Genomic DNA, 14,882 nt, shown 5'->3' on the forward strand with positions numbered 1-14,882 from the left:
GCGGCCTTGTGTCGCGATCGGGCTGCGCAGCAGCCCCAGGGGTCTATCAGGCCGCCACTTCGCTGTGCGGCTCAAAGCTGTCGGCCCGGGCCAGTTGCCACATGCGCGAATAGAACTGCCCATTCACCTCGCCGGTCAGCAACTCACCCGGCTTCAGAAACACATGCATCTGCGAGAACAGCTTGATCTCGGTGGCCGAGACGCGCCGCACCAGATGCTTGGCTTCCAGTTGTGCCGGGTGCTCCAGGCCCGCCGCCGCGAGCATTTCGGCCAGGGCACGCAAGGTGTTGTGGTGGAAGTTCAGCACCCGTTGGGCCTTGTCCGGCACTACCAGGGCGCGTTGGCGTAGCGGGTCTTGCGTGGCCACGCCGGTCGGGCACTTGTTGGTGTGGCAGCTCTGCGACTGAATGCAGCCAATGGCGAACATGAAGCCGCGCGCCGAGTTGGCCCAGTCGGCACCAATGGCCAGCACGCTGGCGATGTCGAAGGCGCTGACGATCTTGCCGCTGGCCCCTAGCTTGATCTTGTCGCGCAGGTTCAGGCCCACCAGCGTGTTGTGCACGAACAACAGGCCTTCGCGCAGGGGGACACCGATATGGTCGGTGAACTCCACCGGTGCCGCGCCGGTACCGCCTTCCTTGCCATCGACGACGATGAAGTCGGGCAGGATGCCGGTTTCCAGCATGGCCTTGGCGATGCCCATGAACTCCCACGGGTGGCCCAGGCAGAATTTGAAACCGACCGGTTTGCCGCCGGACAGCTCACGCAGCTGGGCGATGAACTGCATCATCTCGATCGGCGTGGAGAAAGCGCTGTGGCGTGACGGCGAAATGCAGTCTTCGCCCATCAGTACGCCGCGGGTCTCGGCGATTTCCTGGGTGACCTTGTGTTTGGGCAAGATGCCGCCGTGGCCGGGCTTGGCGCCTTGGCTCATCTTGATTTCGATCATGCGCACCTGCGGGCTTCGCGCCTGGGCGGCGAAGCGTTCGGGGTCGAAGCGCCCGTCCGGTGTTCGGCAACCGAAGTAGCCGCTGCCCAGTTCCCAGACCAGGTCGCCACCATGCTCGCGGTGATAGGGGCTGATACTGCCTTCGCCGGTGTCATGGTGGAAGTTGCCCAGCTTGGCGCCCTGGTTGAGGGCGCGGATGGCATTGGCGCTGAGCGAGCCGAAGCTCATGGCCGAAATGTTGAAGATCGATGCCGAGTACGGCTGGCTGCACTGCGGCCCGCCGACGATGACGCGGAAGCTGTTCGGGTCGGCCAGCGGCGCCGGGCGCATGGAGTGGCCAATGAACTCGAAGCCGGACTCGTAAACGTCGATCAGCGTGCCGAACGGTTTGTCCGAGGCTTCGTTCTTGGCCCGCGCATACACCAGTGAGCGCTGGGCGCGGGAAAACGGCAGGGCGTCGCTGTCGGATTCCAGCAGGTACTGGCGAATCTCGGGGCGGATGGCCTCGACCAGATAGCGGATGTTGCCCAGGATCGGGTAGTTGCGGCGTACGGCATGGCGCTGCTGCAGCAGGTCGAACAGGCCGATCAGGCTGAGGATGCCAGTGGTCAGGGTGAACGGCCACAACCATTCGTGGTGGGTGAAGGGCAAGCTCGCCAGGGTGAACAGTACACAGGCGGCGAAGAAGGCGTAGCGACTGAGAAGTGACAGGCTCATACAGGGTCCTTGCGATGGCGCGGTCAGGCTCAGGGCCTGGAGGGCAAACCCCGACCATAGCCAAGTTGCAGGGCCCTGCAAATTAAAATCGGGGTAGCGAAAATCATTCTCGCCAAGTTATGTACTGGCTGTACCGGCCCTATCGCCGGCAAGCCAGCTCCTACAGGTCATCACCACCTTCAAGCGAAGTGACATCTCTGTGGGAGCTGGCTTGCCGGCGATAGGGCCGGTAAAGCCAATAACGCTCAGTGCTTGTCACGCAGCAGTTTCTGCCGCCAGATTTCCTGCTCTTGTGCGGGCGCCTCGACCAGATACGAGTAACGCCCGGCCACCCGTACCGCCACCGGTACTCCGTCGCGATACAACAAGCGGTTACCACTCACCGCCGGCACTTTCGCCCCGGGCAGCAACGAGCCGATCAGGTTCAGCGGGTCACTGGCACTTACTACCAGTAACGCTCCATCCGGCTCGCGACGGCGCACTTGGCGCAGCAATCCCACCGCCTCAGGCAAGGCGAACTGTTCGCCCGCCAGCCCGGCAATGAAGCGCCCGCCACGGATCTCGCCGCGCGCCTCCAGCCGGTGATAGCAGCGAAGCAGCTCACGCCAGGGCGGCAGCACATCACTCTCGCGCTCCAGCATGCGCCAGCAGATAACGCCATAGCGGCGCAGCAGGGTACGGGCGATGTGCTCCAGGCGCTGGTCTTGGTCCGGTGGCGTATCGCTGCGGCGCAGCAGTGCCCAGCGCCCGGCATGCGCCATGCTGCTGGAAAGCGGCGGGTGGCCCCGACGGCTGTTGCGCGAGCTGCGTTTGGCTGCAGGTGTGATCAGGCTGCGCAAGCCGGTGAAACTGTCCGCGCCCACCAGGCCCGAGCCCACCAGCTCCTGCAGCGCAGTTTCCAGTTCGCTGGGCAGCAGATGTGCCTCATGCGCCAGTTCATCGAAGAACAGTGCCCCCTGGGTTTTCAGCGCTTCGTGCACACGTTGCGCACGCAGGCCAAGGGCATCTACGGTTGGGGCGGGCGCCAGGCTGCGCCATGTGTTCAGCTGGTCGCGCGGCAGCAGCACCAATGGGGTACTCGCCAGGGTACTGCTCGCCACCGTTGCCGCCAGCCGGCTCCAGGCAAACTGCCCGCTGCGGCAGGCATCGTCCAGCCAGTTCGGGCTGTAGTCCAGGATGCGCGAAGGCAGCAGCTCCGCCTCCCACGCCCCGGCGGCGCCGGGGAACCCCTGCAACTGGCCCAGCACTTCGGCCACCGCCTGCGGGCCACGCAGGCGCTCGTCAGGTCCCAGGCGCTGCCAGTCGAACAGAAAGCGCATGAGGTCCTGCAGGCTGACCGGTTCGATCTCGCGGCGCAGGCGTTTGACCGTGTAGCGGTGAATGCGCGCCAGCAAATGGCGTTCGCACCATTGCAGGTCGGTTGCACCAGGGCTGAAGTGCCCGCGCAGTACATAGCCTTCGGCTTCCAGGCGGGCCAGCGCCTGCTCGATCGCTGGCAACGGCTTGCCCAGCGGTGCCGCTATCTGTGCCGCGGTCTTGGGGCCATGGCCACTCAGGCGGGCACGTAACAGTTCACTCAGGGCAAGGTCCGGGTCGATGGCCTGATCAAAGCCTGGCAGTACCTGCAAGGCAGGCTCCAGCACAGCCTCCGGATACAGCCTCTGCAACAGGCCCAACCGCTCACGCGCCAACCACAGCTTTTCGCCCGCCAGGCGCAAGGCCCGACCGTTTTTGGCCAGCTGCCTGAGCAACAGGTCCCAGCTGGCATTGCCTTGCACTTCCGCTTGGCTGATGGCGCCCAGCCCCATCAGCGCTTCGTGCATTTCGTCGGCATTGCCCGGCTGCGGCCAGGCTTCGGCCGCGACGGCGGCGATGGCATCAGCGTCCAGCGCGCCCAGGTCGTCGCCACTGTGCACTTCGCTCCAGCGTCGGTTGAGTACTGCCTGGGTGCGCCGTTCTTCCAGCGGGGCATCGTCCAGAAAAGCGTACGGCCGGGCATTGAGAATGGCCGAGGCCAGTGGCGAAGGGGCGGGCAGGTCGCGGCTCAGCAAGCGTACCGCCCCGCTTTCCATGCGTCGCAACAGGGCCAGCCAACCTTCGCTGTCCATCGCCTCATGCAGGCAGTCGTCGAGGGTTTGTTCGACCAGCGGGTGATCGGGTATCTGCCGCTCGCCGGCGATGTTCTCCAGGCAGGCGATCTGGTCTGGGAACACGGCGGCCACCAGGTCCTCGCTTTTCATGCGCTGGATCTGTGGCGCTACCTTGCGTCCGCCCACGAAGCGCGGCAGGGCCATTGCAACGCCGGCGTTCCAGCGCCAGCGTACGCCAAACAGCGGCGCATCCAGCAGGGCCTGCACAAGGACCGCCTCGGCGCTGCGGCTGTTCAGGTAATGCCATACCTCGTCCAGAGCGAAACTGTGGCTGGTCGACAGCGACAGCACGATGGCATCCTCGCTGGCGGCGGCCTGCAGCTCGAAATTGAAGGTGCGGCAGAAGCGCTTGCGCAAGGCCAGGCCCCACGCGCGGTTGATGCGGCTGCCGTAGGGCGAATGGATGATTAGCTGGGTCCCGCCGGACTCATCGAAAAAGCGCTCCATCACCAGCGTGTCCTGCGAGGGCAGGGCGCCAAGCACCTCGCGGGTGCGGGCCAGGTAGTCGAGCAGCTGGCTGGCGCTGTCTTCGCCCAGTTCGAAGGTAGCCTGCAACCATGCCAGTACCTCGACTGTGTCGCCGTCAGCCTGTGCCAGTTGCTGGTCGATGCGTGCATGCAGCCTGGCCACGGCGGCAGACAGCTCATCACTGCGCCCCGGCGCTTCACCCAGCCAGAACGGAATGGTCGGCGGCAGGCCATGGGCATCTTCCACCCGTACGCGGCCCGGCTCGACGCGCAGGATGCGATATGAGGCGTTGCCCAGCTGGAAGATATCGCCGGCAATGCTCTCTACGGCAAAGTCTTCATTGACGCTGCCGATGTTCAGTGCCTGCGGTTCTAGCAGCACGGTGTAGTCGGCGTTGTCAGGGATGGTGCCGCCGCTGGTCAGCGCCGTCAGTTGGCTGCCCCGACGGCCGCGCAGCGTGCCGCTGACCGCATCGCGGTGCAAATAGGCGCTGCGGATACCCTGGCGGCCGTTGTAGCCCTCGGCGAGCATGGTGAGCAGCGCCTGGTAGTGGCGCTGGTCGAGTTCGGCGTAGGGCGTGGCCTGGCGCAGGCAGTCGAACAGGGCTTGTTCGTGCCAGTCCTGGTTGCTGGCTTCGGCCACGATCTGCTGGGCCAGCACGTCCAGCGGTGCCCGGGGTATGTGCAGCTCGTCCAGTTCGCCTTGGCGCACGCAGTCCAGCAGGGCCACGCATCCGATCAGGTCATCGCGTGAGGTGGGGAACAGGCGCCCCTTGGGCACACCGTCAACCTGGTGGCCGGCGCGGCCAACCCGTTGCAGGAAGGCGGCAATTGAACCGGGCGAGGCGATCTGGCACACCAGGTCGATATCGCCGATATCAATGCCCAGCTCCAGCGAAGCGGTGGCTACCAGCACCTGCAAATGGCCGCTCTTGAGCCGCTGTTCTGCATCCAGGCGCAACTCCTTGGACAGGCTGCCATGGTGCGCGGCTACCGCCTCCTTGCCCAGTCGGTCGCTGAGGTGACGGGTGATGCGTTCGGCAAGACGCCGGGTGTTGACGAATACCAGCGTGGTGCGGTGTTCGCGGGCCAGGGTGGCCAAGCGGTCGTAGACCAGGCCCCAGACATCGTTGGCCATCACCGCGCCCAGTGGCACCGGTGGCACTTCGATGGCCAGGTCGCGTTGACGCGCATGGCCTACATCGACGATGGCGCAGGGGCGCCCGCTACCGGCCAGAAACTGTGCAACCCGCTCGACCGGGCGTTGTGTGGCGGACAGGCCGATACGTCGCAGTGGCCGTTTGCTCAAGGCTTGCAGGCGTTCCAGGGTCAGTGCCAGGTGGGCGCCACGCTTGTTGCCGGCCAGTGCGTGGATTTCGTCGACGATTACCGTGTGCACGTTACCCAGGCCTTCACGGCCTGAAGCAGAGCCCATCAACACGTACAGCGATTCTGGGGTTGTCACCAGAATGTGCGGGGCCAGCTTGCGCATGGCGGCACGTTCCTTTTGTGGTGTGTCGCCCGTGCGCACGGCCGTGGTGATGCGTGGCGCTTTCAGGCCTTGATCTGCGAGGGCCTGGCTGATGCCTTCGAGCGGGGCTTGCAAGTTGAGGCGGATGTCGTTAGACAACGCCTTCAGCGGCGAAACGTAGATCACCTGGGTTTGCGCGGGCAGTTCGCCTTGGTGCTCCAGGCCTTCACGGAACAGTTCGTCAAGCACCGCCAGGAAAGCACTGAGGGTTTTGCCCGAGCCAGTCGGCGCGGCGAGCAGCATCGACTGGCCGGCATGGATCAGCGGCCAGGCTTGTGCCTGGGCTTCAGTGACCGTGGCGAAATGGCGACGAAACCAGGTGCGCACGGCAAGGTGAAACAGCTCGAGCACCGGGTGGTGTTTGGCGGGCAGGTTCATGTGTTGGTTATGGAGGGTATGCGGCGGGTTGGCAAGGGGCCGTTCGTCGCGGATGCTATGTTGCCCGCGCCGGCCCTATCGCCGGCAAGCCAGCTCCCACAGGTATCGCGCCAGCTTGAGACATGTACGGTACCTGTGGGAGCTGGCTTGCCGGCGATAGGCCAGACGCAGGCGATATCTTCTTTGATTTCTTCACGTGAGCTGATCCATGCCGAACATAATCCGTATCGCTGCCGCCCTGCTGATCGACCCCCAGGGCCGCACCCTGCTGGTGCGCAAGCGCGGCACCGGAGCTTTCATGCAGCCAGGCGGCAAGATCGATGCCGGTGAAACGCCGGTGCAGGCACTGGTGCGCGAGTTGCACGAGGAACTGGGCCTGCACATCGACCCGGCCCAAGCTGTGCACCTGGGCCAGTTCAGTGCCCCGGCCGCCAATGAGCCAGGCTTCGAAGTGCAAGCGGAACTGTTCCGTGTCGACAGCGCCGCAGCCGTGGTGCCGGCGGCTGAAATCGAAGAGGTGGTCTGGCTGGCCGCAGATCAGGCGCCCGTCATGCAACTGGCACCCCTGACCCACGACCTGATCCTGCCGCTGTACCGCCAGTTGCTCAACGCACCGCGCTGACACCATCGAGTGTGGCGAAGGAGGTGTCTTTGGCCGTGAGCAAAAAATCGCGCATGTAGGGTGCATCGAGCATGTCGGTGCGCACGGCGGCATACAGGGTGGCAAACAGGCCTTTCTCGCCCAGGCGCTTGCCCTTCACATAGCCGCGCGAGCTGTACTCGTGCAGCGCCCAGTGCGGCATGCCGCATACCCCACGGCCGCTGGCCACCAGCTGCATCATCATCACCGTCAGCTCCGAGGTGCGCACGGCGGCCGGTTCGATGTCGGCCGGCTCCAGAAAGCGGGTGAAGATGTCCAGGCGGTCGCGCTCCACCGGGTAGGTGATCAGCGTCTGGTCAAGCAGGTCTTGGGGCACGATGTAGGGCTTGCTGGCCAGCGCATGCTGGTTGGCCACTGCCAGCATTGCCTCGTAGGTGAACAGCGGCACGTACGTGATGCCCGACAGGTCCACCGGGTCGGAGGTCACCACCAGGTCCAGGTCGCCGCGGGCCAAGGCCGGCAACGGGGCGAAGGCAAAGCCGGAGGCCAGGTCCAGCTCCACTTCCGGCCAGGCGTCGCGGAACTGGTCGATGGTTGGCATCAGCCACTGGAAGCAGCTGTGGCATTCGATGGCCATATGCAGGCGCCCGGCTGTACCGCCTGCCAGGCGCGCGATGTCGCGCTCGGCGCCGCGCAGCAGGGGCAGGGTGGCATCGGCCAGTTGCAACAGGCGTAGCCCGGCACTGGTGAAACGGATCGGCTTGGTCTTGCGCACGAACAGCGGCAGGCCCAGGCGTTCTTCCAGTTCCTTGAACTGGTGCGAAAGCGCCGACTGGGTCAGGTGCAGACGCTCGGCGGCCTCCACCAGGCTGTCGGCTTCACGCAGGGCATGAAGGGTTTTCAGGTGACGGATCTCCAGCACTGCTGACTCCGGGGTGTAGGTTTGAAGAAACAGGGAATGAGTTGAGTTTCTCTCATGTTGCTGCGGCTGTCGACTGGGCGTTCGGCCGCACCGCCTGGCGGGAGTCATGAAACTGTCACCGAACTGTGGCAGCGCGCTCGAACAGAATTCATCAGACTCGCGCTCTACTGGGGATCTGCATTCTGGTGTTTCTCTCATGCGGGCTTTTTGGCTTTTTGTTTTTTTCCTATTCAGCGTACCTGCGAGTTTCGCCGAACAGCGTTGTGACGCCCATGTGCCGGTGCAGCGTGCCGAGCTGGGCGCGGTCAGCGTGGTGTACCAGAGCGTCGGGGCGCAGCGGGACCCGGCCTTGTTGCTGGTGATGGGCTTGGGTGGGCAACTGATCCATTGGCCGGACGATGTGGTCGAGGCATTGTGCCGCCAAGGCTTTCGGGTGATCCGCTATGACAACCGCGATGTCGGGCTGTCACGCTGGAACCAGCTGCCACCGTCGGCCAACCTGACGGTCGAGCTGTTGCGCTACAAATTGGGCCTGCCGGTGGCGGCGCCCTACACGCTCACGGATATGGCCGATGACGGCTTGCACCTGATGGACGCGCTGGGTGTGCGCCAGTTTCATGTACTGGGCGTGAGCATGGGCGGCATGATCGCCCAGCATCTGGCGGCCATGGCACCCGAGCGCGTGCGCAGCCTGACCTTGGTCATGTCCAGTTCAGGGGCGGCGGGGCTGCCGGCGCCGGATCCGGCATTGGTGCAGTTGCTGGCCCGGCGCAGCGCGCCAAACCGCGAGGTGGCCATCGAGCAGCAGGCCGACCTGCTGGCGGCCTTGGGCAGCCCCGAGGTGCGGGACGACCGGGCTGTGTTGCTGCACCAGGCGGCAGTCGCCTACGACCGGGCGTTCAACCCCGACGGGGCCAAGCGTCAGATCATGGCAATACTGGCGGAGCCAAGCCGGGTCGAGCTTTTGAACCAGCTTCGTGTGCCGACCCTGGTGGTGCATGGCACGGCCGACCCGTTGTTGCCGGTGATGCACGGCGTGCACCTGGCGGCGCACATTCAAGGCAGCCAGCTGCGGCTGATACCGGGGCTGGCGCACCGCTTTCAGGAGCCGTTCAAGGCGCCGCTGCTGGGGGCCGTGTTGCCTTATTTGCAGGCGCACAGGCAAGAGGTCACGCACATCGCAGGGCTCTGACGCCGCGCTGGCTTCTTCGCGGGCTTCCCCGCTCCCACAGGTACCGCACCAATCTCAGGCATTGTGGAGATCCTGTGGGAGCGGGCAAGCCCGCGAAGAAGCCAGCGCGCATTTGATCAGTGCATCCGCACCCACAAGGTTACCAGCACGGTCGCGGCTATCAGCCACGCTACCGTGGCCAGCGCCATCGACGCCTCCAGGCGCAGGCGGTCGACCAGCACATACAGGGTTGCCAGGTACACGAAGTACGGAATGATCGACCACATGCCGAACAGGATGGTGGTCTTCAAGTCGGCAATGCTGCGCCCCTTGCCAACGATGTAGTGCGCAATCAGGGCAAAGGTGGGAAACAGTGGCACCAGCCCGGCGATGTAGTAATTGCGCGTCTTCGACAGCACCGCCAGCAGCAGCACCACGCCAGCGCCCAAGGCAGCTTTGAATACCAGGTCCACGTTGTCTTTCCAGTTTGGGTTGAGGTCAGCCGAGGCCGTACTTTTTCACTTTGTCGAACAGCGTGGTCTTGGCCATGCCCAGCTCCTGGCTGGCCTGGCTCAGGTTGCCGCCCGTGCGCTGCAGGGCATCGCTGAGCAGGTTGCGCTCGAACGCCTCCACCGCTTCGGCAAAGCCCAGGCCCTGGCTGGCGCCGCCGCTGGGGCCTTTCTTGAACGCTGGCAGGCCAAGGGCATAGCGTTCAGCCACGTTGCGCAACTCGCGCACATTGCCCGGCCAGTCGTGGGCCATCAGGCGTGACAGGATCTGGCTGTCCAGCGCCGGTGCTTCACGGTCGAAGCGCAGTGCGGACTGCTGGAGGAAGTGCTCGAACAACTGCGTGATGTCTTCACGGCGCTCCCGTAGGGGGGGCAGCTCCAGGGTTACCACGTTCAGCCGGTAGTACAGGTCGCTGCGGAACTGGCCGCTCTGGCCCATGCTATCGAGGTCGGCCTTGGTCGCGGCGATCACCCGGCAGTCCACCGGGATGCTCTGGTTCGAGCCCAGCCGCTCCAGGGTGCGCTCCTGCAGTACACGCAGCAGCTTGATCTGCAGGTTGATCGGCATGCTTTCCACTTCATCGAGGAACAGCGTGCCCCCGTTGGCGTGTTCGATCTTGCCAATACGGCGTTTGCCAGCGCCAGTGAAGGCGTTGGCCTCGTGGCCGAAAATCTCGCTCTCGAAGAGGTTTTCTGGCAGGCCGCCACAGTTCAGCGCCACAAAGGGCTGGCCCTGGCGCCGGCTGAAATCGTGCAGGCAGCGGGCGACCAGTTCCTTGCCGGTGCCGGTCTCGCCTTCGATCAGCACGTTGGCCGACGTATCGGCGACGTTGGCAATCAGTTCACGCAAGTGTTCCATGGCCGGCGAACGACCGATGATGCGGCCCTCCAGGCTGCTCTGCTCGGCCAGTTGGCGGCGCAGGGCCACCACCTCGCGTGACAGCCCGCGATGTTCGAGGGCGCGGCGCACCACGTCGACCAGGCGTTCTGGGGAGAACGGTTTTTCCATGAAGTCGTACGCGCCATTGCGCATGGCGCCGACCGCCATGTCGATATCACCGTGACCGGTAATCAATACCACCGGCAGGCTGCGGTCACGGGCCTTGAGGCGGTTGAGCAGCTCCAGGCCATCGATGCCCGGCAGGCGGATATCGCTGACCACGATGCCGGCGAAATCGTCGCCGATGCGTTCCAGCGCTTGTTCGGCGCTGCCCACACCCTCGCAGGCGATGTCCTCCAGGGCCAGTGCCTGCTGGCAGCCGAGCAGCACATGCGGGTCGTCTTCGACAATCAGGACGGTAAGAGGCGCTTGGTTCATGGGTGCTCTGCCGATTCGCTAGGGGGTGAGACCAGGGGCAGGGCCAGGACGAAGGCCGTGCCGCCGGTGGCGGGGTGCTCGACGTTGAGGCTGCCCTTGGCGGCGGCGGCAAGGCTCGCCGACAGGGTCAGGCCCAGGCCCAGGCCATGTTCGCCCGGTTTGGTGGTGAAGAAGGGTTCGAACAGGTGCTTGCGCGCCTCGGCGTCGATGCCGTGGCCGTTGTCGCGCACCTGCAAGCGGTACTTCTCGCCCTGCAGCTCGCCTTCCAGCCACAGCTGGGGCAACGGTTGCGCTGCCATGGCATCGAGGGCGTTGCCGATCAGGTTGACCAGAATCTGCTCCAGGCGGGTCTGGTCGATGGCCAGTTGCTGGTCTTCGAACTGGTGGTGCAACTGCAAATGACAGGCGCTGATACGGTTGGCCAGCACCTGCAAGGTGGCCTCCACCGCCTTGGCCAGCGAGGCCTGGCCGCTGTCGTCACCCCGCCGGGCGAACGAGCGCAGGCTGGCGGTGATGCGCCCCATGCGATCGATCAGGTCGTTCATGGTGCGCAGGTTGGTGCTGGCGGTTTCCAGTGCCCCGCGTTCGAGGAAGCGCACGGTGTTGCCCGACAACGTGCGCAGCGCGGCCAGAGGCTGGTTCAGCTCATGGGCAATGCTGGTGGACATCTGCCCGATGGCGGCCAGCTTGCCGGCCTGCACCAGCTCATCCTGGGCGTGGCGCAAGGTCTGCTCGGCATGCCGGCGCTCGCGAATCTGGCCTTTCAGGCGTTCGTTGCTGGCGCGCAGGTCTGCCGTGCGCTCGGTAATGCGCCGTTCCAGCTGGCTGTTGGCTTCCTCAAGGGCTTCGCGGGCCGCCAGGCGGGTGGCGATGACCTTGCGTCGCTCGTTCCAGGCAATGCCGAGGATTGCCAGCAAGGCAAAGGCCACGCCCACCAGGATGCCCTGCACCATGGACTCGCGGCGCAGGTCCTGCAGCGGGGTCAGCAGGGTGAAGTGCCAGGGTGTATCGGCCAGGCGCCGGGTCTGGGCCAGGTAGGCGACTTCGTGCTGCTTGCCCTGTGCGGTTTCGCTGTTGGCCGGGAAGGTCAGCTTTTCCACACCATCGGCCAGGGTTTCCCGGGCCAGTGGCTGCAGTTCGTTGAGCGGCCACCAGTAATATTGCAGGCTGCGCGCCAGGCGCTCCTTGGTCTGCGGGGTCAGCGGGCGCACCGACTTCAGGCGTCGGGCCGGGTCACTGGAGAGGATGATGATGCCGTTCTCGTCGCTGACGAATGCCTCCAGGCGGGCACGCTGCCAGCGCTCCTCCAGCGTGTCCAGGCGCACCTTGATCACTGCCACGCCAATGATCTTGCCGTGCTCTTCAAGCCCGTGGGCCAGGTAATAGCCGGCCTCGCCCGTGGTGCTGCCGATGCCGTAGAAACGCCCAGGCTCGCCGCGCACGGCCGTCTGGAAGTAGGCGCGGAACGACAGGTCTTCACCGAGGAACGAGTCGGCGTCGCGCCAGTTGCTGGTGGCCTGGACCCGGCCATTGGTATCGAGGACGAAAATGGCGCGGCTGCGGCTGCGCCTGTTCAGGCCCTCAAGGTATTCGTTGACCGTCTGGCGTGAGCCGCCATCCGGGTCGGTGAGCAGGTGCGAAACGCTGTCTTCCAGCTCCAGCAGGCTCGGCAGGTAGGTATATTTGCTGATTTCGCTTTCGACCGTGCGCGCGTGCAGCTCCAGCTGGCGCTCGCCGTTTTCGCTGAGGGTGCGGATGCCGTTGCTCTCGCTGATCAGGTAGCCAGCCAGCCCTAAGCCGACCATCAGCAGGATGATCAGTGGCGGTAACAGCAGTTGGCGGATCAGACGGGAATTCACGGCAGGCTTGGCAGGGCGAAGTAGCGAGGGGTCGCATTTCATCACAGTGGCCTTGTCACGACCAGCATCCGCTGCCCGGTGGGTCCCGTGGCAGCGGATGCTGTGGCCGGTTTAGTGCTGCAGGATCTTGCTGAGGAAGTGCTGGGTGCGTTGGTCGCGGGCGCTTTGATCGCCAAAGAACTCTTCCTTGGTGCAGTCTTCGATGATGCTGCCCTTGTCCATGAAGATGACCCGGTTGGCGACCTTGCGGGCAAAGCCCATCTCGTGGGTCACGCACATCATGGTCATGCCTTCGTGGGCCAGTTGCACCATCACGTCCAGTACCTCGCTGACCATTTCCGGGTCCAGTGCAGAGGTGGGTTCGTCGAACAGCATGACGATCGGGTCCATCGCCAGGGCGCGGGCAATTGCCACACGCTGCTGCTGCCCACCCGAGAGTTGGCCAGGGTGCTTCTTGGCATGGGCGCTGAGCCCTACGCGCTCAAGCAGGGCCAGGCCCTTCTTGGTGGCTTCTGCCTCGCTACGGCCCAGTACCTTGCGCTGCGCGATGGTCAGGTTTTCGGTGATGGTCAGGTGCGGGAACAGCTCGAAGTGCTGGAACACCATGCCCACTCGCGAACGCAGTTTGGGCAGGTTGGTCTTCGGGTCGGCAATCGAGGTGCCATCGACCACGATGTCGCCCTTCTGGAACGGCTCCAGCGCGTTGACGCACTTGATCAGGGTGGACTTGCCCGAACCCGACGGGCCGCAGACCACCACCACCTCACCTTTCTTGACCTCGGTGCTGCAGTCGGTCAGTACCTGGAAGTCGCCGTACCACTTGTTGACGTTCTTGATGGAAATCATACGGTGATCCTTTTTTGCAGGCGCTTGACCAGCCACGAAGCGGAGAAGCTGATGATGAAGTAGACGACGCCGGCGAATATCAGGAACTCATGGGAGCGCCCGATGATGTCGCCGTTGGAACGTGCCGAGTTGAGGAAGTCCACCAGGCCCACGGTGTACACCAGTGAGGTGTCCTGGAACAGGATGATGCTCTGTTGCAGCAGCAGCGGGGTCATCTTGCGGAAGGCCTGGGGCAGGATGATCAGGCGCATGGTCTGCGCGTAGTTCATGCCCAGCGCTTGCGCGGCGCCCATCTGGCCTTTGGAAATCGACTGCACGCCGGCACGCACGATTTCGCAGAAGTACGCGGCCTCGAACATCATGAACGCCACCACGCAAGACGTGAATGCACCCACTGGCGTGTCTTCGCCGGTAATCCAGCGCAGCACGAACGGCACCGCCAGGTAGAACCAGGTGATCACCAGCAGCAGCGGGATCGAGCGGAAGTAGTTGACGTAGGCACCTGCCACACGTGACAGCAGCTTGCTCGACGACAGGCGCATCAGCGCCAGGATGGTGCCCAGTGCGATACCGCCGACAACGCCCATGACCATCAGCTGCAGGGTCATGACCATGCCTTCCCAAAGGGCAGGCAGGGCCGGGATGATTTCGCTGAAATCCATGTCCATTTACTTGCCCCCCACGGAAATCAGGCCAGGCACGGCGACTTTCTTCTCGACCATGCGCATCAGCAGCATCAGGCCCATGTTCAGGGTGAAGTAGATCAGCGTGGCCAGGGTGAACGCTTCGAACAGGTTGGCGGAGAACTCGGCGGTCTGCTTGGTCTGCGCCAGCAGCTCCATCAGGCCGATCAGCGACGCCACCGAGGAGTTCTTGAAGACGTTGAGGAACTCGGAGGTGAGCGGCGGAATGATGATCCGGTAAGCCTGCGGCAGCAGCACGTTGTTATAGATTTGCGGGAGGCTGAAGCCCATGGCGCGGGCAGCGGCTTCCTGGCCTTTGGGCAGCGCCTGGATACCGGTACGCACCTGTTCGCAGACCCGGGCGGCGGTGAACAGGCCCAGGCAGACGACCACGCTGATCAGCGCCGAGGTGGTCGGGTTGAGGTCCTGCTTGAACCATTCCTGCAAGCCTTCCGGCAGCAGGTCCGGTACCAGGAAGTACCAGATGAACAGCTGTACCAGCAGCGGCACGTTGCGGAACAGTTCCACATAGGCGGTAGCGATGCCCGATACCAGGCGGTTCGGCACGGTACGCATGACACCGAGGAGTGACCCCAGCAGCAGCGCGATGACCCAAGCGGTGATGGCGATGGCGATGGTCCAGCCCAGGCCGGTGATGTACCAGTCCAGATAGGTTTCGCTGCCCACGCCGGTGGACTTGAAGAACACGCCCCAGTCCCAGTTGTAATTCATCGGGATTTCCCCTCAGACGGTTGTTTCACGGGCACCTTCGAGCATCCGG

The 14,882-nt window shown here is 64.4% G+C and carries 11 protein-coding genes; 2 read left to right on the plus strand and 9 right to left on the minus strand.

Annotated features, from left to right (window positions below):
• Positions 1-46: 46 nt before the first annotated feature.
• Together JOY50_RS14795 and JOY50_RS14800 are read right to left on the minus strand one after the other, a co-directional pair.
• On the minus strand, positions 47-1,666 hold the full coding sequence (locus JOY50_RS14795) for an FMN-binding glutamate synthase family protein (RefSeq protein ID WP_132842178.1): 1,620 nt from the start codon (positions 1,664-1,666) through the stop codon (positions 47-49).
• A gap of 245 nt (positions 1,667-1,911) precedes the next feature.
• A complete protein-coding gene (locus JOY50_RS14800; RefSeq protein WP_132842176.1) occupies positions 1,912-6,192 on the minus strand; it encodes a DEAD/DEAH box helicase in 4,281 nt (1,426 codons plus the stop codon).
• A gap of 208 nt (positions 6,193-6,400) precedes the next feature.
• Here JOY50_RS14800 and JOY50_RS14805 point away from each other — a divergent pair, with 208 nt between their 5' ends.
• Positions 6,401-6,814, plus strand: a complete 414-nt coding sequence (locus JOY50_RS14805; protein WP_132842174.1) for an NUDIX domain-containing protein — start codon at positions 6,401-6,403, stop codon at positions 6,812-6,814.
• Here JOY50_RS14805 and metR read toward each other — a convergent pair.
• On the minus strand, positions 6,798-7,715 hold the full coding sequence (gene metR / locus JOY50_RS14810; protein ID WP_019471229.1) for a transcriptional regulator MetR: 918 nt from the start codon (positions 7,713-7,715) through the stop codon (positions 6,798-6,800). The genes JOY50_RS14805 and metR overlap by 17 nt on opposite strands.
• A 196-nt stretch (positions 7,716-7,911) precedes the next feature.
• Between metR and JOY50_RS14815 the strand changes: the two genes are divergently transcribed.
• Positions 7,912-8,907 carry an alpha/beta fold hydrolase gene (locus JOY50_RS14815; protein ID WP_132842171.1) on the plus strand — a complete coding sequence of 332 codons (996 nt, stop codon included), beginning with the start codon at positions 7,912-7,914 and terminating at the stop codon, positions 8,905-8,907.
• A gap of 116 nt (positions 8,908-9,023) precedes the next feature.
• Here the strand turns inward: JOY50_RS14815 and JOY50_RS14820 are convergent, their stop codons facing one another.
• From JOY50_RS14820 to JOY50_RS14845, 6 genes are all read right to left on the minus strand, one after another.
• Positions 9,024-9,359 (minus strand): GlpM family protein, encoded by a 336-nt coding sequence (locus tag JOY50_RS14820; protein WP_016498198.1) that lies wholly within the window; start codon positions 9,357-9,359, stop codon positions 9,024-9,026.
• 25 nt (positions 9,360-9,384) lie between these two features.
• Entirely contained in the window at positions 9,385-10,713 is a 1,329-nt protein-coding gene (locus JOY50_RS14825; protein ID WP_019472050.1) for a sigma-54 dependent transcriptional regulator, read from the minus strand.
• Positions 10,710-12,614 carry an ATP-binding protein gene (locus JOY50_RS14830; RefSeq protein ID WP_132842169.1) on the minus strand — a complete coding sequence of 635 codons (1,905 nt, stop codon included), beginning with the start codon at positions 12,612-12,614 and terminating at the stop codon, positions 10,710-10,712. Before JOY50_RS14830 ends, JOY50_RS14825 begins: the two co-directional genes overlap by 4 nt.
• A gap of 69 nt (positions 12,615-12,683) precedes the next feature.
• Positions 12,684-13,418, minus strand: coding sequence for an amino acid ABC transporter ATP-binding protein (locus JOY50_RS14835; protein ID WP_020190711.1), 735 nt, complete (start codon positions 13,416-13,418; stop codon positions 12,684-12,686).
• Entirely contained in the window at positions 13,415-14,086 is a 672-nt protein-coding gene (locus JOY50_RS14840; protein ID WP_016488795.1) for an amino acid ABC transporter permease, read from the minus strand. The genes JOY50_RS14835 and JOY50_RS14840 overlap by 4 nt, the downstream gene beginning before the upstream one ends.
• Positions 14,087-14,833 carry an amino acid ABC transporter permease gene (locus tag JOY50_RS14845; RefSeq protein WP_132842167.1) on the minus strand — a complete coding sequence of 249 codons (747 nt, stop codon included), beginning with the start codon at positions 14,831-14,833 and terminating at the stop codon, positions 14,087-14,089. It lies immediately after the preceding gene.
• Positions 14,834-14,882 lie beyond the last annotated feature (49 nt).

Source organism: Pseudomonas sp. BP01, assembly GCF_022760795.1.
Lineage (GTDB): Bacteria > Pseudomonadota > Gammaproteobacteria > Pseudomonadales > Pseudomonadaceae > Aquipseudomonas > Aquipseudomonas putida_Q.

Excerpts from the sequence above, each read along its gene's own strand:
- JOY50_RS14835 (WP_020190711.1), bottom strand. The coding sequence starts at position 13,418 with ATGATTTCCATCAAGAACGTCAACAAGTGGTACGGCGACTTCCAGGTA.
- JOY50_RS14825 (WP_019472050.1), bottom strand. The coding sequence starts at position 10,713 with ATGAACCAAGCGCCTCTTACCGTCCTGATTGTCGAAGACGACCCGCAT.
- JOY50_RS14840 (WP_016488795.1), bottom strand. The coding sequence starts at position 14,086 with ATGGACATGGATTTCAGCGAAATCATCCCGGCCCTGCCTGCCCTTTGG.
- JOY50_RS14795 (WP_132842178.1), bottom strand. The coding sequence starts at position 1,666 with ATGAGCCTGTCACTTCTCAGTCGCTACGCCTTCTTCGCCGCCTGTGTA.
- JOY50_RS14830 (WP_132842169.1), bottom strand. The coding sequence starts at position 12,614 with ATGAAATGCGACCCCTCGCTACTTCGCCCTGCCAAGCCTGCCGTGAAT.
- JOY50_RS14845 (WP_132842167.1), bottom strand. The coding sequence starts at position 14,833 with ATGAATTACAACTGGGACTGGGGCGTGTTCTTCAAGTCCACCGGCGTG.
- JOY50_RS14815 (WP_132842171.1), top strand. The coding sequence starts at position 7,912 with ATGCGGGCTTTTTGGCTTTTTGTTTTTTTCCTATTCAGCGTACCTGCG.
- JOY50_RS14800 (WP_132842176.1), bottom strand. The coding sequence starts at position 6,192 with ATGAACCTGCCCGCCAAACACCACCCGGTGCTCGAGCTGTTTCACCTT.
- JOY50_RS14805 (WP_132842174.1), top strand. The coding sequence starts at position 6,401 with ATGCCGAACATAATCCGTATCGCTGCCGCCCTGCTGATCGACCCCCAG.